At 36.8% G+C, this 22,884-nt stretch carries 25 protein-coding genes and 7 tRNA genes (1 of these 32 only partly in view); 29 read left to right on the forward strand and 3 right to left on the reverse strand.

The annotated features are described in order from the left end of the window. Positions 1-18 precede the first annotated feature (18 nt). On the reverse strand, positions 19-891 hold the full coding sequence (locus BGI23_RS01260) for a Cof-type HAD-IIB family hydrolase (protein WP_070805096.1): 873 nt from the start codon (positions 889-891) through the stop codon (positions 19-21). A gap of 451 nt (positions 892-1,342) precedes the next feature. Between BGI23_RS01260 and BGI23_RS01270 the strand changes: the two genes are divergently transcribed. The 15 genes from BGI23_RS01270 (at position 1,343) to uvsE (ending at position 14,674) form a co-directional block, all read left to right on the forward strand. Next, positions 1,343-1,450, forward strand: a complete 108-nt coding sequence (locus tag BGI23_RS01270) for a DUF3948 family protein (RefSeq protein ID WP_000664237.1) — start codon at positions 1,343-1,345, stop codon at positions 1,448-1,450. A gap of 35 nt (positions 1,451-1,485) precedes the next feature. Beyond that, positions 1,486-1,602 (forward strand): DUF3948 family protein, encoded by a 117-nt coding sequence (locus BGI23_RS01275; RefSeq protein ID WP_001984868.1) that lies wholly within the window; start codon positions 1,486-1,488, stop codon positions 1,600-1,602. A 35-nt stretch (positions 1,603-1,637) separates the two neighbouring features. Next, positions 1,638-1,754, forward strand: a complete 117-nt coding sequence (locus tag BGI23_RS01280) for a DUF3948 family protein (RefSeq protein ID WP_001984868.1) — start codon at positions 1,638-1,640, stop codon at positions 1,752-1,754. 44 nt (positions 1,755-1,798) lie between these two features. Beyond that, complete coding sequence (locus BGI23_RS01285) at positions 1,799-1,906, forward strand: DUF3948 family protein (RefSeq protein ID WP_000664237.1); 108 nt, start codon at positions 1,799-1,801, stop codon at positions 1,904-1,906. Between the two features lie 35 nt (positions 1,907-1,941). Next, positions 1,942-2,058 carry a DUF3948 family protein gene (locus BGI23_RS01290; protein ID WP_001984868.1) on the forward strand — a complete coding sequence of 39 codons (117 nt, stop codon included), beginning with the start codon at positions 1,942-1,944 and terminating at the stop codon, positions 2,056-2,058. Positions 2,059-2,091: 33 nt separating this feature from the next. Continuing rightward, a complete protein-coding gene (locus BGI23_RS01295) occupies positions 2,092-2,211 on the forward strand; it encodes a DUF3948 family protein (protein ID WP_001984893.1) in 120 nt (39 codons plus the stop codon). Between the two features lie 308 nt (positions 2,212-2,519). After that, positions 2,520-3,638: a 4-hydroxyphenylpyruvate dioxygenase gene (gene hppD, locus BGI23_RS01300; protein ID WP_000810913.1), complete on the forward strand. Its 1,119-nt coding sequence runs from the start codon at positions 2,520-2,522 to the stop codon at positions 3,636-3,638. A gap of 66 nt (positions 3,639-3,704) precedes the next feature. Then, positions 3,705-4,661, forward strand: coding sequence for a fumarylacetoacetate hydrolase family protein (locus BGI23_RS01305; RefSeq protein ID WP_070805097.1), 957 nt, complete (start codon positions 3,705-3,707; stop codon positions 4,659-4,661). Next, positions 4,627-5,799, forward strand: coding sequence for a homogentisate 1,2-dioxygenase (locus tag BGI23_RS01310; RefSeq protein WP_000499913.1), 1,173 nt, complete (start codon positions 4,627-4,629; stop codon positions 5,797-5,799). Before BGI23_RS01305 ends, BGI23_RS01310 begins: the two co-directional genes overlap by 35 nt. Positions 5,800-6,030: 231 nt before the next feature. After that, positions 6,031-7,446, forward strand: coding sequence for a branched-chain amino acid transporter BcaP (locus BGI23_RS01315; RefSeq protein WP_070805098.1), 1,416 nt, complete (start codon positions 6,031-6,033; stop codon positions 7,444-7,446). A gap of 108 nt (positions 7,447-7,554) precedes the next feature. After that, positions 7,555-8,826, forward strand: coding sequence for an MDR family MFS transporter (locus BGI23_RS01320; RefSeq protein WP_070805099.1), 1,272 nt, complete (start codon positions 7,555-7,557; stop codon positions 8,824-8,826). A 383-nt stretch (positions 8,827-9,209) separates the two neighbouring features. Next, a complete protein-coding gene (locus BGI23_RS01325; protein ID WP_070805100.1) occupies positions 9,210-10,295 on the forward strand; it encodes a D-alanine--D-alanine ligase in 1,086 nt (361 codons plus the stop codon). Positions 10,296-10,356: 61 nt separating this feature from the next. Next, complete coding sequence (murF, locus tag BGI23_RS01330) at positions 10,357-11,733, forward strand: UDP-N-acetylmuramoyl-tripeptide--D-alanyl-D-alanine ligase (RefSeq protein ID WP_000610682.1); 1,377 nt, start codon at positions 10,357-10,359, stop codon at positions 11,731-11,733. 305 nt (positions 11,734-12,038) lie between these two features. Beyond that, positions 12,039-13,616: a degradosome RNA helicase CshA gene (gene cshA, locus BGI23_RS01335; protein ID WP_000206582.1), complete on the forward strand. Its 1,578-nt coding sequence runs from the start codon at positions 12,039-12,041 to the stop codon at positions 13,614-13,616. A gap of 95 nt (positions 13,617-13,711) precedes the next feature. Next, on the forward strand, positions 13,712-14,674 hold the full coding sequence (uvsE, locus tag BGI23_RS01340) for a UV DNA damage repair endonuclease UvsE (RefSeq protein ID WP_070805101.1): 963 nt from the start codon (positions 13,712-13,714) through the stop codon (positions 14,672-14,674). Here uvsE and BGI23_RS01345 read toward each other — a convergent pair. Further along, a complete protein-coding gene (locus BGI23_RS01345; RefSeq protein WP_000906920.1) occupies positions 14,667-15,239 on the reverse strand; it encodes a rhomboid family intramembrane serine protease in 573 nt (190 codons plus the stop codon). The two genes, uvsE and BGI23_RS01345, sit on opposite strands and share 8 nt — an antisense overlap. A 92-nt stretch (positions 15,240-15,331) precedes the next feature. On the opposite strand from BGI23_RS01345, the gene acpS reads away from it, so the two are divergent. The 6 genes from acpS to BGI23_RS01375 all read left to right on the forward strand — a co-directional run bounded on the left by acpS (position 15,332) and on the right by BGI23_RS01375 (position 21,265). Then, a complete protein-coding gene (gene acpS, locus BGI23_RS01350) occupies positions 15,332-15,691 on the forward strand; it encodes a holo-ACP synthase (protein ID WP_000635037.1) in 360 nt (119 codons plus the stop codon). A 156-nt stretch (positions 15,692-15,847) separates the two neighbouring features. Beyond that, positions 15,848-16,798 (forward strand): LolA family protein, encoded by a 951-nt coding sequence (locus BGI23_RS01355; protein ID WP_025388382.1) that lies wholly within the window; start codon positions 15,848-15,850, stop codon positions 16,796-16,798. Between the two features lie 117 nt (positions 16,799-16,915). Continuing rightward, positions 16,916-18,085 (forward strand): alanine racemase, encoded by a 1,170-nt coding sequence (alr, locus tag BGI23_RS01360; protein WP_000390609.1) that lies wholly within the window; start codon positions 16,916-16,918, stop codon positions 18,083-18,085. A 301-nt stretch (positions 18,086-18,386) separates the two neighbouring features. Further along, positions 18,387-18,674, forward strand: a complete 288-nt coding sequence (locus BGI23_RS01365) for an antitoxin EndoAI (RefSeq protein WP_000004570.1) — start codon at positions 18,387-18,389, stop codon at positions 18,672-18,674. A 4-nt stretch (positions 18,675-18,678) separates the two neighbouring features. Then, complete coding sequence (ndoA, locus tag BGI23_RS01370; RefSeq protein ID WP_000635963.1) at positions 18,679-19,029, forward strand: type II toxin-antitoxin system endoribonuclease NdoA; 351 nt, start codon at positions 18,679-18,681, stop codon at positions 19,027-19,029. 67 nt (positions 19,030-19,096) lie between these two features. Beyond that, the gene (locus BGI23_RS01375) at positions 19,097-21,265 is read left to right on the forward strand and encodes a Tex family protein (protein ID WP_070805102.1); all 2,169 of its coding nucleotides are present in this window, start codon (positions 19,097-19,099) and stop codon (positions 21,263-21,265) included. A 57-nt stretch (positions 21,266-21,322) separates the two neighbouring features. Here BGI23_RS01375 and cmpA read toward each other — a convergent pair whose 3' ends face one another. Continuing rightward, on the reverse strand, positions 21,323-21,439 hold the full coding sequence (cmpA, locus tag BGI23_RS01380) for a cortex morphogenetic protein CmpA (RefSeq protein WP_001143642.1): 117 nt from the start codon (positions 21,437-21,439) through the stop codon (positions 21,323-21,325). A gap of 195 nt (positions 21,440-21,634) precedes the next feature. Here cmpA and BGI23_RS01385 point away from each other — a divergent pair, with 195 nt between their 5' ends. From BGI23_RS01385 to BGI23_RS01420, 8 genes are all read left to right on the forward strand, one after another. Then, positions 21,635-22,093, forward strand: a complete 459-nt coding sequence (locus BGI23_RS01385) for a SprT family protein (protein ID WP_000344246.1) — start codon at positions 21,635-21,637, stop codon at positions 22,091-22,093. Between the two features lie 114 nt (positions 22,094-22,207). Beyond that, positions 22,208-22,282 (forward strand) — tRNA-Asn (locus BGI23_RS01390). 3 nt (positions 22,283-22,285) lie between these two features. After that, a tRNA-Ser gene (locus BGI23_RS01395) sits at positions 22,286-22,376 on the forward strand. An 8-nt stretch (positions 22,377-22,384) separates the two neighbouring features. Next, positions 22,385-22,459 (forward strand) — tRNA-Glu (locus BGI23_RS01400). A 4-nt stretch (positions 22,460-22,463) separates the two neighbouring features. Continuing rightward, a tRNA-Val gene (locus tag BGI23_RS01405) sits at positions 22,464-22,539 on the forward strand. Between the two features lie 46 nt (positions 22,540-22,585). Beyond that, a tRNA-Asp gene (locus BGI23_RS01410) sits at positions 22,586-22,661 on the forward strand. 87 nt (positions 22,662-22,748) lie between these two features. Further along, positions 22,749-22,823: transfer RNA gene (locus BGI23_RS01415), tRNA-Gln, on the forward strand. 5 nt (positions 22,824-22,828) lie between these two features. Further along, positions 22,829-22,884 (forward strand) — tRNA-Lys (locus tag BGI23_RS01420) (it continues 17 nt past the right edge of the window).

The following is a 22,884-nucleotide window of genomic DNA, read 5'->3' on the forward strand; positions in this document are numbered from 1 at the left end:
ATAGAAAGAGTCCTTTTTTTATTTACTAGATGAAGCTTGTTTCAATACAAATTGCTCGATTGCATGAGCAACACCATGTTCATTGTTTGTTAATGTTACAACATCACATAGTTTTTTTACATCTTCTTCAGCATTTCCCATTGCCACTGATAAACCAGCTACTTGTAACATGGGTACATCATTAAAATTGTCACCGATAGCAACTGTATCTTCAATTGGTATATTAAAATGGGTTGCCATTTGTTTCAGTCCATTTCCTTTATGTCCATTCTTATCCATAATTTCTAAATTAGTAGGAGCAGATGCTGTAACCATAATATCAGTGTCTTCTTGTAACATACTTAATAGCTGTGCACGATGCTCTGCATTAAATGTCAAAATGAAGAATTTAGATATTTCTAACTCAGGATTATTTACAACATCTTCGATTTTTTGGAAATCAATAATTAAGTTTGATTTCTTTTGTTTTTCTGTAATTCTTTCAAGTTCCTCAAGCGTAACATCTAGTGCATGTTTGTTCTCTTCAAACGCTTGCATGACTTGATCTTGCCATGTATATGGAGAATAAACTCCTTTATTCGTATATAGCTTATAAGGAAAACCTTCAGATTCTAGTAATTTTGCAAGCTTGTATACTTTATCATTTTGTAAACAACGCGAGTTAATTACTTTTCCATCCACATAAACAATTGCCCCATTGCTCGCTCCAACTGGAAGAGATAGTTTATATTCTTCCAATAATTTCAAAGCATCCTCTTTTGCACGACCAGAACAAATCATGACTATATGACCAGCCTCTTTTGCAGTTTGGATAGCTTGTAAGTTCTCTTTGGAGATTTCAAGACTAGATGATAGTAGTGTTCCATCCATATCTAATGCGATTAATTTCAAAATGACCACCTCTTTGTTTTTATTATACATAGTTATATGAAGGAAACATACAAACTTATCTTGGAAAGATTGGATTTTACCTCTCATAAACTATCAGTAAGAATTGGATAGATTCCACTTTATTCATGAAAGGTTTATGTTAATTTGTAACAAAAGTAGAGGTGGATATGGGGATGTTTCGCTATATGACTGTAATATTACATGAATGTTACAAACATGAAGGTAGTAGAAAATGCATTAAAACAAGGTTTTTAAGGGTGTTTATAAAAAAACGTAAAAAAAGTGTAATAAAATTCACGTAATTATATTGCAACGTAACAATAGTTATGTTACATTAATGTTACAAACGTTACGTTATTAAATTTAATGTAACGTCAACATAAAAACTATGAAATAAACATTTCTTAGAAATTACATATAGATAACTTATTAAAAAAGGAGGATACATAATATGAAAGAGCAAGTATTACAAGTAACAAAAGGTGACTTCGTAGGATCAGCAAGTGGAGCAGTAGTATTAACAGCGTTAATCGTATTTCTATCAAGCGTATTAGTATAATAGAAGTTTTGTAACAAAAAACAAATGAAGGGAGAATGAAAAATATGAAAGAGCAAGTATTACAAGTAACAAAAGGTGACTTCGTAGGATCAGCAAGTGGAGCAGTAGTATTAACAGCATTAATCGTATTTCTATCAAGCGTATTAGTATAATAGAAGTTTTGTAACAAAGGAAAAAAGAAGGGAGAATGAAAAATATGAAAGAGCAAGTATTACAAGTAACAAAAGGTGACTTCGTAGGATCGGCAAGTGGAGCAGTAGTATTAACAGCATTAATCGTATTTCTATCAAGCGTATTAGTATAATAGAAGTTTTGTAACAAAGGAAAAAAGAAGGGAGAATGAAAAATATGAAGGAGCAAGTATTACAAGTAACAAAAGGTGACTTCGTAGGATCGGCAAGTGGAGCAGTAGTATTAACAGCATTAATCGTATTTCTATCAAGCGTATTAGTATAATAGAAATTTTGTAACAAAAAACAAATGAAGGGAGAATGAAAAACATGAAGGAGCAAGTATTACAAGTAACAAAAGGTGACTTCGTAGGATCAGCAAGTGGAGCGGTAGTATTAACAGCATTAATCGTATTTCTATCAAGTGTATTAGTGTAATAGAGGTTTTAAATCCTATAAAACGAAAGGAGAATGAGGAATATGAACAGTGAACAAGTGTTACAAGTAACAAAAACAGATTTATTAGGATCATTAGGTGGAGCGGTAGTATTAACATCATTTATTCTATTCCTTGCAAAAGTATTAGTATGAGACATATAAATACAATCATTCAAAAAAAATAAAGACTCTAGCATATTAGTAAGTAATTAATATGTTGGGGTCTTTTTGATTTTTTCTTCTATATCCCTTCAAGTATGAATAGCCCCCTTTATTTTAAAGAGAAAAAAGTCGAATTTTATATGTAAGAAAAAAAGAGGAATTTGACAGAAAAGATAGAAAATTTTAAAGGTCAGAATTTGTTAGCTTGCTAACTAATTTCTATTAATTGATGTTGGAAGCGTTTTCGGTTGGTTTTAAGTATGAACCATTTAATCTATTTACAGGGGGATGAGGATTTTATGAAACAAAAATCTATGGATACGCTAGCTGCACAAATGGAGGACTTTTTTCCAGTACGTGATGTAGATCATTTGGAATTTTACGTAGGAAATGCAAAGCAATCAAGTTATTATCTTGCGAGAGCATTCGGATTCAAAATTGTGGCTTACTCTGGATTAGAAACTGGTAATCGTGAAAAAGTATCTTATGTTCTTGTGCAAAAAAATATGCGTTTCGTTGTGTCTGGGGCTTTAAGTAGTGACAATCGTATTGCAGAGTTTGTAAAGACTCATGGTGATGGCGTGAAAGATGTGGCATTACTTGTTGACGATGTTGATAAAGCATACTCAGAAGCAGTGAAACGTGGTGCCGTCGCAATTGCTCCGCCTGTAGAGTTAACAGATGAGAACGGTACATTGAAAAAAGCAGTTATTGGTACGTATGGTGATACAATTCATACGCTTGTAGAGCGTAAAAATTATAAAGGAACATTTATGCCAGGATTCCAAAAGGCAGAGTTTGATATTCCATTTGAAGAGTCAGGTTTAATTGCTGTAGACCATGTAGTTGGTAATGTTGAAAAGATGGAAGAGTGGGTTAGTTATTACGAGAACGTTATGGGCTTTAAACAAATGATCCATTTTGATGATGATGATATCAGTACAGAGTATTCAGCATTAATGTCGAAGGTTATGACAAATGGAAGTCGTATTAAGTTCCCTATTAACGAACCAGCAGATGGAAAGAGAAAATCACAGATTCAAGAATATCTAGAATTCTATAATGGAGCAGGTGTACAGCATCTTGCATTACTAACAAATGACATTGTTAAAACAGTGGAAGCTCTTCGTGCAAATGGTGTGGAGTTTTTAGATACACCAGATACTTATTACGATGAATTAACTGCACGAGTTGGAAAAATTGATGAAGAAATTGATAAGTTAAAAGAATTAAAGATTTTAGTAGATCGCGATGATGAAGGCTATTTACTACAAATTTTTACGAAACCAATTGTAGATCGTCCAACTTTATTTATTGAAATCATTCAACGTAAAGGTTCTCGCGGATTTGGAGAAGGAAACTTTAAAGCGTTATTCGAATCGATTGAAAGAGAACAAGAGCGTCGCGGAAATTTATAAAATTTATATCCACCAGCAAAAACTCCTTTGTTGGTGGAAATTTCATTTTCATAGGGAGGAATCAAGATGAAATTCGTTACATTTCGTCTTCCTTCGAAAGAAATGCGAGCTGGATGGCTTGAAGGTGGCAAGGTAATTGATATGAATCTTGCTAGTGGTGGGAAATTACCTTCTTCTATGTTCGCCTTTTTAGAGAAAGCGGATGAGTATGTAGAGATATTGCGTAATATTAAGAATCCGGAAAAGGGCATATATTCCTTAGAAGAAGTACAATTAGCAGCGGCAATTCCTAATCCGAGTAGTATTCGGGATTTTTACGCGTTTGAACAGCATGTAAAAACAGCTCGTGGCCGAAGAGGGCTAGATGTTGTACCTGAATGGTACGATATCCCGGTTTTTTATTTTACGAACCATCGTGCTGTAATTGGTCCAGATGATGTTGTAATTAGTCCGAAGAAATCTAAAAAACTTGATTATGAGTTAGAGATTGCTTGCGTAATTGGGAAAGAAGGAAGAAATATTTCTCGTGAGCAAGCAGAGGAATATATTTTTGGTTATTGTATTATGAATGATTGGAGTGCAAGGGACTTACAAGCAACAGAAATGAAGGTAGGACTTGGTCCAGCGAAAGGAAAAGATTTTGCAACTTCATTAGGAGCGTACCTTGTTACGAAAGAGGAACTAGATATTTATCGTAATGGTGACCGTTATGAGTTAGAGATGACTGCTCATGTAAATGGAAAGCTATTATCAAAAGGGAACTTCCGAGATATTTACTATACATTTGCTGAAATGATTGAACGTGCTTCGGAAGACGTTACGTTATATCCAGGCGATGTGATTGGTTCTGGAACAGTAGGAACAGGTTGCATTTTAGAACTAGGCACAGAAGAGTGGCTACAAGATGGTGATGTGGTAGAACTTACGATTACTGGTTTAGGTACATTACGTAATACGGTCAAAATAGAAAGGGAAGCAGGTGATGGGCATGTTTTATCGTCACATGGGGGAGCTACCTCATAAACGACATGTACAATTCCGTAAAAAAGATGGGTCGCTTTATCGTGAGCAGGTAATGGGAACAAAAGGTTTTTCTGGTACGCAATCTATTTTGTACCATCATTATATGCCAACGGAAGTAGGGCATGCGGCATTATCTCATTCTTGTCAGTTGCAGTATGAAGAAGATGTAGCTCTTGCTCATCGTCATTTTCGCACGAAAGAAAATAAAAAAACTGGCGATGCAGTAAGCGGAAGAAACTTTATGCTTGGGAATGAGGATTTATTAATTGGAGTAGTGACTCCAACAGAAAAAATGGACTATTTCTACCGTAATGGTGATGGCGATGAAATGTTATTTGTTCATTACGGAACAGGGAAAATTGAAACGATGTTTGGAACGATTCACTATCGAAAAGGCGATTATGTAACAATCCCAATTGGAACGATTTATCGTGTTATTCCTGATGAAGGAGAGACTAAGTTTCTTGTTGTAGAGGCGAATAGCCAAATTACAACACCGCGTCGCTATCGCAATGAGTATGGACAATTGTTAGAGCATAGTCCGTTTTGTGAGAGAGATATTCGTGGCCCGGAAAAATTAGAGACGTATGATGAAAAAGGTGAGTTTGTCGTAATGACAAAGTCGCGAGGGTATATGCATAAACATGTTTTAGGACACCATCCGTTAGATGTAGTTGGATGGGATGGCTATTTATATCCGTGGGTCTTTAATGTAGAGGACTTTGAACCAATTACAGGTCGTATTCATCAGCCACCTCCAGTACATCAAACGTTCGAGGGTCACAATTTCGTTATTTGCTCTTTCGTACCACGTTTATACGACTATCATCCAGAATCTATTCCGGCCCCGTATTATCATAGTAACGTGAATAGTGATGAAGTACTGTACTACGTAGAAGGTAACTTTATGAGCCGAAAAGGTGTGGAGGAAGGGTCTATTACACTTCATCCGAGCGGCATTCCTCATGGGCCACATCCTGGGAAAACAGAGGCGAGTATAGGGAAAAAAGAAACGCTTGAATTAGCTGTTATGATAGATACATTCCGTCCGCTTCGTATTGTAAAACAAGCACATGAAACAGAAGATGAAAAATATATGTATAGCTGGATTGAAGAGGGATCATATACTGTGAAATAAGTAAAAAGAGGCATGCTCAATAACGGAGCATGCCTCTTTCATGGAATCGACATGTATAATAATACCAAAGAAAGTTATAGAAAGATATATAGAAAGAATGATAAAAATCGTGCATATTCATAAGAGTTTCTACTTATTTCGACAAAAGTATTGACTGGGGAAAGTACTATGAGTAAAATAAAAAAGCGAATTAAAAATTTTCAGAAAATTTAAAACTTGGAGGAGCATGCTATGAAGCAAATTTTTCAAAAGAAGCCTATTGCAAAGTTAATGCAAGAGAGTAAACAAAAGACGTTAGCAAGAACATTGGGCGCACTAGATTTAACGATGCTTGGAATCGGGGCAATTGTTGGAACGGGTATTTTTGTTCTAACGGGCGTGGTAGCAGCGAAACATTCTGGACCAGCTATTATATTATCATTTGCGATAGCCGCGTTAGCATGTGCCTTTGCTGCATTTTGTTATGCTGAATTTGCTTCTTCAGTTCCTGTCTCAGGCAGTGTGTACACGTACACATATGCGACGATGGGAGAAGTATTCGCATTTTTAATTGGATGGGACTTAATGCTTGAGTATTTACTTGCAACCTCTGCTGTGGCAAATGGTTGGTCCGCGTACTTCCAATCTTTATTAAAGGGATTTGGAATTCATATTCCTACCATCCTTTCCTCAGCCCCTGGTACAGGAAAGGGTGGAATAATTGATTTGCCAGCAGTTCTAATTATTTTAGTGATGACGGTTCTTTTATCTAGGGGTGTTCGTGAAAGTGCACGTGTAAATAATATTATGGTATTTATTAAACTAGCGGTTGTTCTTATTTTTATCTTTGCTGGTTTTAATTATGTGAAACCTGAAAACTGGACGCCTTTTATGCCATTTGGCTTAGATGGTGTAATGGCTGGAGCTGCTACAGTGTTCTTTGCATTCATAGGGTTTGATGCAGTTTCAACGGCAGCAGAAGAAGTGAAACGTCCACAACGTGATTTACCAATTGGTATTATTGCATCTTTATTAATTTGTACGGCTCTTTATATTATCGTTTCGCTTATTTTGACAGGAATTGTTCCATACGGACAGTTGAATATATCAGATCCAGTCGCTTTTGCACTTCAATTTATTGGACAAGATAGTTTAGCGGGAGTAATTTCAGTAGGCGCAATTACAGGAATCACAACAGTAATGTTAGTTATGATGTATGGGCAAGTACGAGTTTCATATGCAATGAGTAGAGATGGATTGTTGCCGAAACGTCTTGCTAAAGTTCACCCGAAATTTAAAACACCGTTTTTAAATACGTGGACAACGGGAATTATTGCAGCACTTATTTCAGGATTAATAGATTTAAATGTGTTAGCGCATCTTGTAAATATGGGGACTTTATCAGCCTTTGCACTTGTAGCTGTAGCTGTTATTGTAATGAGAAGAACGCATCCTGATTTACCAAGAGCATTTAAGGCGCCGTTTGTACCGTTTTTACCAGCGTTAACAGTAATTTTTTGTTTATACTTAATGCTTCAATTATCCGGAACGGCTTGGATTAGTTTTGGCGTATGGATGGTTATTGGTATTGCGGTTTACTTTTTATATAGCCGAAAACATAGTGCTTTAAATAATAGTAAAGACGAAGACGATGTAGCAAATTTATAAGTAGGAAAATCCATTCTAATTCTGTTGGAATGGATTTTTTATTTGAAAATTTACATTTTTTCTGAATCTATTATAAGATAATTGTTGGTGAACTAAAGGGGTGAAATGATGAAGAATACGTGGCGTGAATTAAGGGAGATGGACCGTAACGTATGGATTCGGTTTATTGGTGAGACGTTAAATGGAATTGCAATGATGATGTTGATGCCTTTCTTTGCATTATATTTAAAAGACAAGGTAGATTCATTATTACAGGTTGGAGTTATTATGGCGCTTTCTCCAATTGCTGCGAGTTTTGGATCCATTATAGGGGGAAGAATCGCTGATATATATGGAAGAAAGCCGATTATGATATTTTCGATGGTGAGTAATGCATTATTAATGCTCGGTTTTTTATTTATAGAAGGATTTATTCCGTATGCGATTTTATCAATTTTTTTAGGGTTAAGTAATTCGCTATTTCATCCAGCTGCATCAGCGATGGTTGCGGATGTAACAGTGCCAGAAAAAAGAACAGAAGCATATGGTTTGTTGCGGATGGGGCATAATATAGGTGCTGCAATTGGCCCGATAATGGGGGCTTCAGTAGTTATGTTGTCGAAGAACCTTGTGTTTATTATTGCCTCGTCTACGATGTTATTCTATGCATTGCTTGTATTCGTTCTTATTCAAGAGACAATGCCAAAGAGTGCGAATAAAGAAGAGGATAACGAAAAGGAATCAGGAGCAGTATGGAAAATTGTATTGCGAGATAAGGCACTCATGATTTATTTATTAGCAGGTATCATTATTTCGATGGGATTTTCTCAAACAGAAGGTATGTTGCCATTGCACTTTGATAATGAAATGAAAGATATTTTTGGAACTAACAATCCATACCCATATTTAATGGCGTTAAACGGACTATTAGTTGTGTTGTTCCAATTTCAAATTTCAAAATGGGCCACAGATAAACCTGTCGGAAAGACGATGTTATATGGTGCATGTTTGTTTGGGATTGGGTTATTTTTCATAGGGTGGTTACCGAAGTGGTTTGGAGGACTTGATACAAATGCTACGATTATTTTAATAACTTTACTGTTTGTATATGCCATATATACGTTAGGTGAGATGATTATGTCGCCTGTACAGATGACGTTTGTAGCGAATTTGGCTCCTGAGCATTTGAGGGGGACTTATATGGGAGCTGCAAGTTTGCAGTGGATTACAGGAAGTGCATTCGGCCCACTTCTTGGAGGTTTTTTATTAGACCGATTACTTGGCCACTTTCTATTTACAATTTTAGCTGTCGGTTGTGTAGTTGCAGGTATTGTATATATTTCTTTAGACCGTCTCGTTGAACAAAGGCAAAAAGGCACGCTAACCAAACAATCTTCTTAATAATTAGATGACATACACAAAACAGGGATTTCTACATATTTTAGGTACATAACTAGATTGGTTTACAATTTTATCCCACTTTAATGGGCAGTAAGACCCTCACCTCAAAATTCAGCGAAAGCAAGGAATTTAGGTGGGGGATCAACTGCCCATAAAAGTCCGATTGGTTCAACTAATAATCAGTAGGGGATGAAGCCCCCCCACTGATTAAAGTTTCACTTTATATATTTATGAAGAAATTTAAGTGGAAAAAGTATAGAAAACCAATAAGTGGTGTCATTTAATTATTTGTGAAAGTTGCATTTTATTTCAAATAGGAACTACCTATTTTTATAAAAAGTGCTAAAATAGAAAAATGAAAACAATTGGTTAGGGTGATTTCAGTGACAAAAATTAAATTAGGTTTATTATATGGTGGAAAATCAGCTGAGCATCAAGTTTCGCTACAAACGGCTCTTGCTGCTATTAAAGCATTAAATCAAGATAAATTCGAGATTCATCCAATTTATATTACAGAACAAGGTCAATGGGTACGCGGTGAGCGTATTGAAGGTGAAGTAACAGATGTTGAAGTTCTAAAAATGAGCGGTGCAGAAAATGCGATTTCTCCGCTATCATTAAGCACAGAAATCATTCCATCTGCAAATGCTGAGGAAAATGCTATCGACGTTATTTTCCCATTACTACATGGACCAAATGGTGAAGATGGAACGGTACAAGGATTATTAGAATTAATGAATATTCCTTATGTAGGAAATGGTGTTCTAGCATCTGCTGCTGGTATGGATAAAGTTGTTATGAAAAACATCTTTGCAGAAGCTGGATTGAAACAAGCAAAATATGCATCATTTATTCGTAGTGCATGGGAAAAAGATCGTGAAATAGCATATGAAAAAGTAGAAGAAGTATTAGGTTACCCTTGCTTCGTAAAACCAGCAAACCTTGGTTCAAGTGTTGGGATTAATAAGTGTAAAAATCGTGAAGAACTTGAGAATGCATTTGAAGAGGCATTCCAATTTGACCGTAAAATTATTGTGGAAGAAAATATCGTTGGACGTGAAGTAGAAGTTGGTGTACTAGGTAATGATGAACCGAAATGTTCAGTTGTAGGTGAAATCGTACCTAAAAAAGACTTCTATGATTATAAGTCGAAATACATCGATGGTGATACAGCGTTAATTATTCCAGCTGAAATAACAGAAGAAGAGTCTAATGTTATTAAGCGAGATGCGATTGTTGCATTCCAATCGTTAGATGGTGCTGGCTTAACGCGAGCTGATTTCTTCTTAACGAAAGATGGAGAAGTATACATTAACGAAGTGAATACGATGCCAGGATTTACGCCGTTTAGTATGTTCCCTCTACTATGGCAACATACTGGATTACCGTATCCAGAATTAATTGAAGAGCTAATTCGTTTAGCAATGGAGCGTCACGAAGAAAAACAAAAAATTAAATATACAATCTAACAAAAAAAGGAGGAGGCACTATTCGAAGGAATAGTGCTTCCTCTATGTAAGGAGTGTTTTTATGATAAATCGAACGTTAAAACAAGTAGAACAAATGACAAATGGTACGGGATTAGCAGAGCAGTATGAGGGAATTACTATACAAGGAGTGTCTATTGATACGAGAAAAATCGAAAAAGGAAACTTATATGTTCCGATTCAAGGTGAACGTTTCGATGGACATGCTTTTGTAGATAAAGCTGTTGAAAATGGAGCTGTGGCGACATTATGGATGAAAGATGTAGCAAATCCACCTGAGAATCTTCCGGTTATTTTTGTAGAAGACACGCTATCAGCATTACAAATGTTAGCAAAAAATTATCGCGACCAATTGGATGTTAAAGTGATTGGTGTGACAGGTAGTAACGGTAAAACATCTACAAAAGATATTGTAACAAGTCTTCTTGCGACTAAATTCAAAGTTCAAAAAACAGAAGGAAACTTCAATAATCATATCGGGCTACCTCTTACTATTTTAAACTTAGAAGAAAATACAGAAGTAGCTGTATTAGAAATGGGAATGTCAAGCCGTGGGGAAATTGAATTCTTATCTAAGTTAGCTCGTCCAAATGCAGCTATCATTACGAACATTGGTGAAGCGCATTTAATGGACTTAGGCTCTCGCGAGGCAATTGCTGAAGCGAAATTAGAAATTGTGACAGGATTACAAGAAGGTGGAGTGTTCGTATATAACGGAGATGAGCCATTATTAACGAATCGTGTTCCTGAAATGAATTTAATAGCTGAAACAGTTACGTTTGGTGATGCTAGAGCAAATGATTACTATCCAACGACTGTAACGTTACAAGCAACTGGGACACACTTTAAAATGAATAGAGAAGAAAACATTTCATTCTATCTACCGGTATTAGGGAAACACAATGTGTATAATACACTTGCTTCTATGGCAATTGCGAAACATTTTGGTGTAACGTGGGAAGAGATGAAAGAAGGTTTAGTAACACTTCAAATGACAGGCATGCGTATGGAAATTGTAAAAACAAATAGTGGATTAACAATTATCAACGATGCTTATAATGCAAGTCCAACAGCTATGGAAGCAGCATTCCACCTAATGAATGGTTTAGATGGATTCTCTAAAAAAATTGTTGTTCTCGGCGATATGTTAGAGCTTGGAGATCAAGAAGTACAGTTTCATTATGAGGTAGGTAAATTAATCGATCCAGCAAAAATCTCCTATGTGTTCACATATGGTAAATTAGGGGCTCAAATTGCTGAAGGAGCGAAAATTAATTTCCCTAACGAACGTGTAAAGGCTTATGATAATAAAGAAGAGTTAGTAAAAGAGTTGCAAGCAGTAGTCGATGCAAAAGATGTTGTATTAATAAAAGCATCTCGCGGTATGAAATTGGAAGAAGTAATTACGATGTTGAAATAATTGGTGTATATAAATAGGGATGATAGCAACGAAAAAAGAAGAAACTTATAATAAGCGCTTACAGTAAATATAAAAAAATAAAAGTGAAGAAAAAACCTCTGAATATGAAAATAAGGTAACAGTTGGGTTTGCTTTTTACACATACAAAACTTATAATTGATAAAGTGTAATAACGTTTAGAAGTATTTTCGTGAAGAATATACGCCCGTTTATATACGTGAGCATTCAGGAAAAGGGCTTTTCCGCAAATTCGGAAAACGCCTTTTTTTAAATGATAAGTATAGGATAGAAAAGGAGAAGTAACATTGACAACATTTCGAGAATTAGGATTAAGTGATTCTTTACTGCAATCTGTTGAAAGTATGGGCTTTGAAGAGGCTACGCCAATTCAAGCTGAAACAATTCCACATGCATTGCAAGGTAAGGATATTATTGGGCAAGCACAAACAGGTACAGGGAAAACAGCAGCATTCGGATTACCACTATTAGATAAAGTGGATACACATAAAGAATCGGTTCAAGGTATTGTTATCGCGCCAACGCGTGAATTAGCAATTCAAGTTGGAGAAGAGCTATACAAAATTGGTAAACATAAACGCGTTCGTATCTTACCAATTTACGGTGGTCAAGATATTAACCGCCAAATTCGTGCTCTAAAAAAACACCCACACATTATTGTTGGTACGCCGGGTCGTATTTTAGATCATATTAACCGTAAAACACTTCGCTTACAAAACGTAGAGACAGTTGTTCTTGACGAAGCGGATGAAATGTTAAACATGGGCTTCATTGAAGATATTGAAGCAATTTTAACAGATGTGCCAGAAACACACCAAACATTACTATTCTCAGCGACAATGCCGGATCCAATCCGTCGTATTGCTGAGCGTTTCATGACTGAGCCTCAACACATTAAAGTAAAAGCAAAAGAAGTAACAATGCCAAACATTCAGCAGTTCTATTTAGAAGTGCAAGAAAAGAAAAAGTTTGATGTATTGACACGCTTATTAGACATTCAATCTCCAGAGCTTGCGATTGTATTCGGTCGTACAAAGCGTCGTGTTGATGAATTATCAGAAGCATTAAATTTACGTGGTTATGCTGCGGAAGGTATCCATGGTGATTTAACTCAGGCGAAACGTATGTCTGTATTACGTAAGTTCAAAGAAGGTTCTATTGAAGTTCTTGTTGCAACAGACGTTGCTGCACGTGGTCTTGATATTTCAGGTGTAACACACGTATACAACTTCGATATTCCACAAGATCCAGAATCATACGTTCACCGTATTGGCCGTACTGGTCGTGCAGGTAAAAAAGGTATTGCAATGCTATTTGTAACACCACGTGAATCTGGACAATTAAAAAATATCGAGCGTACAACAAAACGTAAAATGGACCGCATGGATGCACCAACACTTGACGAGGCACTAGAAGGTCAACAACGTTTAATCGCTGAAAAACTTCAAAACACAATTGAAAATGAAAACTTAGCATATTACAAGCGTATTGCGGAAGAAATGTTAGAAGAGAACGACTCTGTAACAGTAGTAGCTGCTGCTTTAAAAATGATGACAAAAGAGCCAGATACAACTCCAATCGCTTTAACATCAGAACCACCAGTTGTTGCAAGAGGTGGCGGTTCTAAAAAACGCGGCGGTAACGGAGGCGGATACCGTGATGGTAACCGTAATCGTAGTCGTGATGGACGCGGTGGCGATGGTCGTAACCGTGACCGCAATCGTGATGGTCGTAATCGTGACGGTAACCGTGATCGCAATCGTGATGGCGGCAACCGTGGTCGTCGTGGAGAAGGTCAAGGTCGCCCAGGATCTTCAAACGGACGCGGCGAAAGAAAACATCATAGCCGTAAGCCACAAGCTTAATAGCAAAAAAGAGAATGCCCTTTTCCGGCATTCTCTTTTTTTATTTCTGTAATTGTACATACTACATAATAACTTGTGTAGAAATGAGGTGCTACATGCTTGTAAGACTTGGGTATGTTGCGATGAGTGTACATTTGAAAAACGCATCCCCATCTCAAACGATGACGTACGCGCAGTTTCAAAAAATAGATGATCGGGAAGCGGCGATTCGTAAACTTGAAAGAATTGCTAATTCGAATTTGGAAAATTGCTTACGGTTATTAAAACATAACAAAGGCCATGATATATCCTTTTTTCGACTTAGTTCCAAGTTGATTCCTTTAGCGAATCATGAGGAGTTGTTAGAGTGGAACTACATTCGTCCCTTAAAAGAAAATTTAAAAGTGCTAGGTGATTACGCTATTCGAATGAATATGCGTATTGATTTTCATCCAGATCATTTTGTTGTACTTAATTCACCCGAGGAGAATATTTTTAAACAATCTGTCAAGACATTACAAATGCATAGAAAATTATTAAAAGGTATGGGAATTGAACATAAGCAACGATGTGTAATGCATGTTGGGGGCGGATATAAAGATAAAGAGCTCGCATTAGAGCGTTTTATAGAGAATTGGTCTAACGTCCCAAGAGGCATTCAGGAAATGATTATGTTAGAAAATGATGATACAACTTTTACGCTCGAGGAAACATTATATTTAGGAGAAAAGTTGGACATTCCCGTTGTATTTGATTTACATCATCATATGATGAATCATGATCGAGAAGATTGGCATGAAGATTGGGCGCGTGTTGTACATACGTGGGAATCGTCTTTGTTACCGGTGAAAATGCACATTTCTAGTCCTAGAGAGGGAAAAGACCCAAGGGCACATGCGGACTTTATTAATGTAGATACTTTTTTATCTTTTTTAAAAAAGATAAAAGGAAGTGTTCCGCAAATTGATTGTATGATTGAAGCGAAGAAGAAGGATGAGTCTTTATTTCAACTTATGAGGGATTTAAGTGAACAAACAGATGTGGAAATTGTCGATGGTGCGAGCTTTTATATTAAATGAGCTCTGCACCATCGAGTTTTTTTATTAATAAAGGGGTGCAAATACCACCAATGATCAATCCTGTTAAATGGCTGATAGGGTTGGCAGAGGGATTGAAGAAAGTGAATAGTAGTAATATACATATCATAATTGAAAAAATAGCGATGTCTCTTGGATTGGAAGAACGATATCGGCTATACAATAGAAATAACTGTGCACCTAGCAATCCGAAAATGCCACCAGATGCCCCGGCATGAATGTATTCATGAGGCATAATAAGGTAAGACGAAATATTTCCGAGAATGCCAGAAAGGAAAAAAATAATAATGAAAGAAAAGTGCCCTAGTTGTTTTTCAATAGAAGAGCCAAGCATGAATAAACAAATACTATTAGAAAGAAAATGTTGTAAGTCTACATGTACGAGCAGGGAAGTTATGAGACGCCACCATTCTCCTTTAGCGATATATTCATTAGAAGCTGCCATAGGAAAGAGGGAAAAATCCCCTAATATAATCATGATTAATTGTATGAGAAGTAAAGCAATGGTGATTGGTTGTAAGGAAATGCGGGCGGATGGTATTAGCATATGGTGAGTATCACTCCTTTTGCATCAGAAAGATTCTCTGTTATTCTTACAATATGAAAAAAGAAAGCTAAATAGAAGAAGGGGATTTTGAAATGATTGTAGGGATTGGAATCGATATTATTGAATTGAATCGAATTGAAAAAATGATAGATGGAAAGCTTAAATTTATGGAACGTATTTTAACTGAAAGTGAACGTAATGTTGCTAAGGGGCTGAAGGGAAGCCGCCTTACAGAGTTTGTAGCTGGAAGATTTGCAGCGAAAGAGGCGTATTCAAAAGCGGTAGGAACGGGTATTGGGAAAGAAGTGAGTTTTTTAGATATTGAAGTAAGAAATGATGATAGAGGCAAGCCGATTCTTATTACAAGTACAGAGCATATTGTTCATTTATCAATTAGTCACAGTAAGGAATTTGCTGTTGCTCAAGTTGTTTTAGAAAGCTCGTCACGCTAGTCTGCATATTTTATATCTTTGTCTCATATATTTGTGGTAGCGATAAGGAAGGTACATCTTCCATTCATTTATAGGGGCAAAGGGGCTGAAGTGATGAAAAGGCGTCTGTTTTTAGTTCTTGTCGGTTTATTAACCGTTTTTGTGTTGGCCGGTTGTATGGAGAAGAAACAAGATGATGTTGTGAGAGATTTAGAGGCGAAAGTAAAAGGGTTGAAAAGCTATCAAGCTGAAGCGAAATTATCTATTAAAACAGGGAATGAGCCTCAGGAGTATAAGGTAGAAATATGGCATAAGGAACCTTCTTTTTATCGTGTGAATTTGCAGAATGCGAAAAAAGATCAAAGTCAAATTATTTTAAGAAATGAAGAAGGAGTATTTGTATTAACGCCAGCTCTTAATAAGAGTTTCCGTTTCCAAAGTGATTGGCCGCAAAATAGTAGCCAGGCTTATTTATACGAATCTCTTGTGAGAGATATTTTACAGGATAAGAAAAACCTTACTTTTGAAAAAACAGATAAGCATTATATTTTTAAAACAAAAACAAACTATCAGCATCAAAACATGTTGCCGAGACAAGAGATTACGTTGAAGAAAAGTGATTTAACGCCAGTTTCGGTGAAGTTAATGGATAATGATCAAAATGTTCTTGTGAAAGTAGATTTCTCTAAAGTGAAATTCGACGCGAAATTTGATAAAGGTGCATTTGATACGAAACAAAATATGTCTAGAGCGCAAGTAGATGTTCAAACGACAGCGAAAGAAGACAAACCGTTTGCTATTTTATATCCACGTGATACGCCACAAGGTATGACTTTGAAAGATGAAAAAGAGTTGAAGACAGACAGTGGCAAGCGTGCAATACTCACATACACTGGAAGTAAGAAATCCTTTACTTTAATACAAGAAAAGGCAAAAGTTGCAGAGGCTTCGTCAGCAATAAGTGTGAGCGGAGAATTGGTTGATCTTGGCTTTACAATTGGAGCATTGACGAAAGACTCTTTAACGTGGTCGCATAACGGAGTAGAATATATGCTCGTGTCTAAAGGTTTAGAGCCGAAGGAGCTATTAATGGTTGCTCGTTCAGTTACAGAGAAGCAAGTGAAGTAACTTCTTAGACGTGGTGATATATGTGCACCACGTCTTTTCTTAGTTTGAAGGGTGGATTTCATAAAAGAAGCATATAAAAGAATAAGCTTCGCATATCGTGTATAAGGAAGTGTATTTATGGAAGAAGCACCATTTTACCGTGACACTTGGGTGGAAGTGGATTTAGATGCCATTTATAACAACGTTACACATATTAAAGAATTTATCCCGAGTGGTGTAGAAATTTTTGCCGTAGTTAAAGGGAATGCATATGGGCACGATTATGTACCGGTGGCTAAAACAGCATTAGAAGCGGGGGCGACAAGGTTAGCAGTTGCGTTCTTAGATGAAGCTTTAGTGCTTCGAAGAGCTGGTATTACTGCGCCGATTTTAGTGTTAGGTCCTTCTCCTCCTCGTGATATAAATGTAGCTGCTGAAAATGATGTAGCATTAACTGTTTTTCAAAAGGAATGGGTAGATGAAGCAATCAAACTTTGGGATGGTTCGTCTACGATGAAATACCATATTAATTTCGATAGTGGTATGGGGAGAATTGGAATACGTGAACGTAAAGAATTAAAAGGATTTTTAAAAAGCTTAGAAGGTGCACCATTCTTAGAATTGGAAGGAGTTTATACGCATTTTGCAACAGCAGATGAGGTGGAGACTTCTTACTTTGATAAGCAATATAACACATTTTTGGAGCAGTTAAGTTGGTTGAAAGAATTCGGAGTGAATCCTAAGTTTGTTCATACAGCTAATAGTGCTGCAACGCTACGTTTTCAAGGGATTACATTTAATGCAGTACGAATTGGCATTGCGATGTATGGGTTATCTCCATCTGTAGAAATACGCCCTTTTTTACCGCTTAAATTAGAACCAGCGCTATCATTGCATACGAAAGTTGCTCATATTAAACAGGTGATTAAAGGGGATGGAATTAGTTATAACGTCACTTATCGAACGAAAACTGAAGAATGGATTGCGACCGTTGCAATTGGTTATGCAGATGGCTGGCTTAGAAGATTACAAGGATTTGAAGTGCTTGTAAATGGTAAAAGGGTACCGATTGTGGGTCGAGTAACGATGGATCAATTTATGATACACCTTCCTTGTAAAGTGCCTCTTGGTACGAAAGTTACACTCATCGGAAGGCAAGGAGATGAATATATTAGCGCTACAGAGGTTGCGGAATATTCAGGAACTATTAATTATGAAATTATTACAACGATTAGTTTCCGTGTGCCGAGAATATTTATACGGAACGGTAAAGTTGTGGAAGTAATCAATTATTTGAATGATATATAGAAGGTAGTATGATTTGCTTCTTGTCATGTGAGAGGACTTTTCGTTGGCTAAGAATAAGTTCGTTTTTTGACGAGAAGCTTTTTACTTATCATTACTTTTAACATAATTTAACGTGGAAACTCTTCCGTTTCTTGTTGTAATGAGATAAAAAATAAAAGAATATGAATGTTTTGTTTGTGAATTGGAAAACATAAGCAAGGAATAAGGAAGTCTTTGCAACAGGCTCCATACAATGGTATTATTACAATAGGTGTCATATATATATATTTGGGTGTGTAGTTGACGGTGGAGGTGTATTTTTGTGTCCGAATCAAGTGTAACTACTGAAATCGTGGTTCGGTTGCCAAAGCAAATGGTAACGGAATTGGACGGAATTGGAAAACAAGAGAATAAGAATCGCCATGAACTAATTTGCCAGGCAACACAACTGTTATTGCGTCAACATAAGACGAAGAAACGCTACCAACATGAATCAATGCGACGTGGGTACATTGAAATGGGAAAAATTAATCTTGGTATTGCATCTGAAGCTTTCTTAGCAGAGTATGAAGCAGCTCATACAGTAGAACGCTTAGTTAGCGGGGGGTAATATTTTGATTGTAAAACGCGGCGACGTGTATTTTGCAGACCTTTCCCCAGTTGTTGGTTCTGAGCAAGGAGGCGTTCGTCCGGTTCTTGTCATTCAAAATGACATCGGAAATCGTTTTAGTCCAACGGTGATTGTAGCGGCTATTACTGCACAGATTCAAAAAGCGAAATTACCCACTCATGTGGAAATTGATGCGAAAAAGTACGGTTTTGAGAGAGATTCTGTTATTTTACTTGAGCAGATTCGAACAATCGATAAGCAGCGCTTAACGGACAAAATCACTCACTTAGATGAAGTGATGATGATTCGTGTAGATGAAGCGCTACAAATTAGTTTAGGACTAATAGATTTTTAAATCGGCAGTTTAAGTTGCTCTCTTTGAAGGGCAACTTTTTTTATTATAGAGGAGGTTACGGTTGTATATGGAAATGGTAGATAATCGACAAGCGTTAATGAAAATGTTAGTGAAGGAATTAGGCTTTACCGAAAAGCAAGTTCGTCATGTTATTCAATTAACAGAAGAAGGTAACACAGTTCCATTTATTGCTCGTTACCGAAAAGAATGGACAGGCTCTTTAGATGAAGTGCAAATTCGTACAATTTTAGAGAGATGGCAATATATAATGCAGCTTGAAGATAGGAAAGAAGAGGTTCTTCGTCTTATTGATGAGAAGGGGAAACTGACAGGAGAATTACATCAGCAAATTGTGAAAGCTACAAAGTTGCAAGAAGTAGAAGATTTATATCGTCCGTATAAAGAGAAGAGAAGAACGAAAGCAACGATTGCAAAAGAAAAAGGGTTAGAGCCATTAGCTGAATGGTTATTGTTATATACGAAAGAAGATCCGAATCAGAAGGCAATAGAGTTTATAAATGCCGAGAAAGAAGTGCAATCTGCAGAGGAAGCATTGCAAGGTGCTCAAGACATTATTGCAGAAATCGTTTCAGATGAAGCGGCATATCGTAGTTGGATTCGGAATGTTACTTTTCGAAAAGGTGTTATGTCCTCGGCTGTAAAAGATGAAGAGAAAGATGAAAAAAATATATATGAAATGTATTACAGTTATGAAGAACCGTTGCAGAAAGTCGTGCCGCATCGCGTATTAGCGATGAATCGAGGTGAGAAAGAAGATATATTGAGAGTTTCTGTTGTTCCACCAGTAGATGAGATAGTAACTTTCTTATATAAGAAAGTAATTCGTGATAACGATTCAAAAAGTGCACAGTATGTAAAGTTAGCAATTGAGGATGGTTATAAACGATTAATTCAACCCTCTATTGAAAGGGAGATTCGAAAAGAATTAACAGAAACAGCTGAGGAACAAGCGATACATATTTTCTCTGAGAACTTACGTAATTTGTTATTACAACCTCCGATGAAAGGAAAGGTTGTGTTAGCTGTAGACCCTGCATATAGAACGGGGTGTAAATTAGCTATCGTAGACGATACGGGAAAAGTTTTATATATTGATGTTATTTATCCGCATCCACCAGTGCGTAAATATGAAGATGCAAAAGCGAAAGTTCTTTCTATTATAGATAAATATCAAGTTGAAATGATTGCGATTGGGAATGGTACAGCTTCTAGAGAATCGGAAGAATTTATAGTTGATGTATTACAAAATGTGGAACGAGAAGTCTTCTATATTATTGTAAACGAAGCTGGTGCGAGTGTGTATTCGGCTTCTGATTTAGCACGTGAGGAATTCCCGGATTTGCAGGTTGAAGAAAGAAGTGCGGTTTCTATTGGTAGGCGTCTGCAAGATCCACTTGCTGAACTTGTAAAGATTGATCCGAAATCAGTTGGGGTTGGACAATATCAACATGATGTGTCTCAAAAAAGATTAAATGAATCATTAACGTTTGTAGTAGAGACAGCAGTTAACCAAGTCGGTGTGAATGTAAATACAGCTTCAGTTGCGTTGTTGCAATATGTTTCAGGCTTATCAAAAACTGTTGCGAAAAATATTGTAGCAAAGCGTGAAGAAGAAGGGAAATTTACAAAACGAACAGACTTAAAGAAAATACCACGTCTAGGTGCGAAGACATATGAACAATGTATAGGTTTCTTACGTATATTAGAAGGGGCAAATCCGTTAGACCGTACAGGTATTCACCCAGAACAATATAAAAATGTTGAATTGTTATTAAAGAGTCTAGGTTTATCAAAAGATGACGTAGGGCAACCACAATTACAAAAGAGTTTAGAAGAAGTAGAGATTTCTAAGTTGTCGCAAGAAACGGGAGTTGGAGAACCAACATTAGTTGATATTATAGATGCACTCATTAGTCCAGAGCGAGACATGAGGGATGAGTTGCCTAAACCGCTTCTGAAAAAAGGGATTTTGAAATTAGAAGATTTAAAACGTGGTATGGAACTGGAAGGGACAGTTCGTAACGTTGTTGATTTCGGTGCTTTCGTTGATGTAGGTGTGAAACAAGATGGGTTAGTACATATTTCTAAACTAAGCAAACAATACGTGAAGCATCCGTTAGATGTTGTATCTGTCGGACAAATCGTCAAAGTATGGGTAGATGATATTGATACGAAAAAAGGTCGCGTTGCATTATCTATGTTGCCGATTGAATAGTAAGAGAAGAGAGCAGATGAAACTGCTCTTTTTTTATAGGATAAAACGTGTAATGGATTAGGAACTTTGATGTATTTTGCTATAATAAAACCAGCATTCATTTAGTAATTTAATTTGATACCGGTTTTTTTCAAAATATGCGCGTTGCATTTGTTTTTTGAGCCATGTAGGCATAGGAATCCCTCCTTGTTTAATCCTACTCTCATAAATGTAAAGTACTATTGATGAGAGGTTGGTGAGTGGATTTCTATTTTTGCTATGTTTTTAGAAACCACGCTTCTTGAATGAGGATGGGTATATGTACTATTTAATATATGTATAAGAGAGGAGAAAAGTGTAAAAATATTTTTTTGTTTAGGAGGAATGAAAATGGATGAGCAAGAAATACAGCGGCTAGTGGAAGAAGTATCACTACAATATTTCGGAATGCCGTTTTTACATAAAGCAATGTTTAATAGTAGGTTGCGTACAACTGGTGGACGTTATCTGTTGAATACACATAATATTGAACTGAATTATCGATATTATGAAATGTATGGGAAAGAAGAATTAGTTGGGATTGTTAAACATGAACTTTGTCATTATCACTTACATATTGCGGGAAGAGGGTATAAGCATCGGGATAAGGATTTTCGAGAATTATTAAAGGCAGTTGATGCACCACGCTTTTGTAAACGAATGATAAATGAAGAGAAGGGCAAAAAGGTTTATATGTATGAATGTATGGAATGCTCACTTCAATATGTAAGGAGGCGTCAAATAAATACAAAAAGATATGTCTGCGGAAAGTGTAAAGGGAAACTAATCTTGATAAAGAAAACATCTTGACAGTGAAAACGCAATCCAGTATATTATAAACATGTCACGTTTGTACAAGATGTTGTGAAAAAACCTCTTGACTTACGATAAGAATTTTTATAAGATACAAATTGTCTTTATTATTCCGCAGTAGCTCAGTGGTAGAGCTATCGGCTGTTAACCGATCGGTCGTAGGTTCGAGTCCTACCTGCGGAGCCATACAGAGAAGTACCCAAGTGGCTCAAGGGGCTCCCCTGCTAAGGGAGTAGATCGCGAACGCGGTGCGAGGGTTCGAATCCCTTCTTCTCTGCCATTCATATTGGCCCGTTGGTCAAGTGGTTAAGACACCGCCCTTTCACGGCGGTAACACGGGTTCGAATCCCGTACGGGTCACCACTTCGGAGGATTAGCTCAGCTGGGAGAGCACCTGCCTTACAAGCAGGGGGTCGGCGGTTCGATCCCGTCATCCTCCACCATAATATTATAATGAAAAGTAAAATGACATTAATGTAAAGATTAAATGGTCCCGTGGTGTAGTGGTTAACATGCCTGCCTGTCACGCAGGAGATCGCCGGTTCGACCCCGGTCGGGACCGCCATTTTAACTTCTGCTAATTGGCAGTTGTTTTTTATTGGTCATTATGGTACAATAACATTTGTCTTTGAAAATAAGATAAGTATTTCGATGGGCTATAGCCAAGCGGTAAGGCAACGGACTTTGACTCCGTCATGCGCTGGTTCGAATCCAGCTAGCCCAGCCATTTACGAGCCATTAGCTCAGTTGGTAGAGCATCTGACTTTTAATCAGAGGGTCGAAGGTTC

Origin of the sequence: Bacillus sp. ABP14 (assembly GCF_001831375.1) — a bacterium.
Taxonomy (GTDB): domain Bacteria; phylum Bacillota; class Bacilli; order Bacillales; family Bacillaceae_G; genus Bacillus_A; species Bacillus_A paranthracis.

What these genes read in the sequence shown, in the direction of transcription:
- BGI23_RS01270 (WP_000664237.1), top strand. Translation starts at nt 1,343, where the DNA reads ATGAAAGAGCAAGTATTACAAGTAACAAAAGGTGACTTCGTAGGATCA.
- BGI23_RS01275 (WP_001984868.1), top strand. Translation starts at nt 1,486, where the DNA reads ATGAAAAATATGAAAGAGCAAGTATTACAAGTAACAAAAGGTGACTTC.
- BGI23_RS01280 (WP_001984868.1), top strand. Translation starts at nt 1,638, where the DNA reads ATGAAAAATATGAAAGAGCAAGTATTACAAGTAACAAAAGGTGACTTC.
- BGI23_RS01285 (WP_000664237.1), top strand. Translation starts at nt 1,799, where the DNA reads ATGAAGGAGCAAGTATTACAAGTAACAAAAGGTGACTTCGTAGGATCG.
- BGI23_RS01290 (WP_001984868.1), top strand. Translation starts at nt 1,942, where the DNA reads ATGAAAAACATGAAGGAGCAAGTATTACAAGTAACAAAAGGTGACTTC.
- BGI23_RS01295 (WP_001984893.1), top strand. Translation starts at nt 2,092, where the DNA reads ATGAGGAATATGAACAGTGAACAAGTGTTACAAGTAACAAAAACAGAT.
- hppD (WP_000810913.1), top strand. Translation starts at nt 2,520, where the DNA reads ATGAAACAAAAATCTATGGATACGCTAGCTGCACAAATGGAGGACTTT.
- BGI23_RS01305 (WP_070805097.1), top strand. Translation starts at nt 3,705, where the DNA reads ATGAAATTCGTTACATTTCGTCTTCCTTCGAAAGAAATGCGAGCTGGA.
- BGI23_RS01310 (WP_000499913.1), top strand. Translation starts at nt 4,627, where the DNA reads ATGTTTTATCGTCACATGGGGGAGCTACCTCATAAACGACATGTACAA.
- BGI23_RS01315 (WP_070805098.1), top strand. Translation starts at nt 6,031, where the DNA reads ATGAAGCAAATTTTTCAAAAGAAGCCTATTGCAAAGTTAATGCAAGAG.
- BGI23_RS01320 (WP_070805099.1), top strand. Translation starts at nt 7,555, where the DNA reads ATGAAGAATACGTGGCGTGAATTAAGGGAGATGGACCGTAACGTATGG.
- murF (WP_000610682.1), top strand. Translation starts at nt 10,357, where the DNA reads ATGATAAATCGAACGTTAAAACAAGTAGAACAAATGACAAATGGTACG.
- uvsE (WP_070805101.1), top strand. Translation starts at nt 13,712, where the DNA reads ATGCTTGTAAGACTTGGGTATGTTGCGATGAGTGTACATTTGAAAAAC.
- BGI23_RS01345 (WP_000906920.1), bottom strand. Translation starts at nt 15,239, where the DNA reads ATGCTAATACCATCCGCCCGCATTTCCTTACAACCAATCACCATTGCT.
- acpS (WP_000635037.1), top strand. Translation starts at nt 15,332, where the DNA reads ATGATTGTAGGGATTGGAATCGATATTATTGAATTGAATCGAATTGAA.
- BGI23_RS01355 (WP_025388382.1), top strand. Translation starts at nt 15,848, where the DNA reads ATGGAGAAGAAACAAGATGATGTTGTGAGAGATTTAGAGGCGAAAGTA.
- alr (WP_000390609.1), top strand. Translation starts at nt 16,916, where the DNA reads ATGGAAGAAGCACCATTTTACCGTGACACTTGGGTGGAAGTGGATTTA.
- BGI23_RS01375 (WP_070805102.1), top strand. Translation starts at nt 19,097, where the DNA reads ATGGAAATGGTAGATAATCGACAAGCGTTAATGAAAATGTTAGTGAAG.
- cmpA (WP_001143642.1), bottom strand. Translation starts at nt 21,439, where the DNA reads ATGCCTACATGGCTCAAAAAACAAATGCAACGCGCATATTTTGAAAAA.
- BGI23_RS01385 (WP_000344246.1), top strand. Translation starts at nt 21,635, where the DNA reads ATGGATGAGCAAGAAATACAGCGGCTAGTGGAAGAAGTATCACTACAA.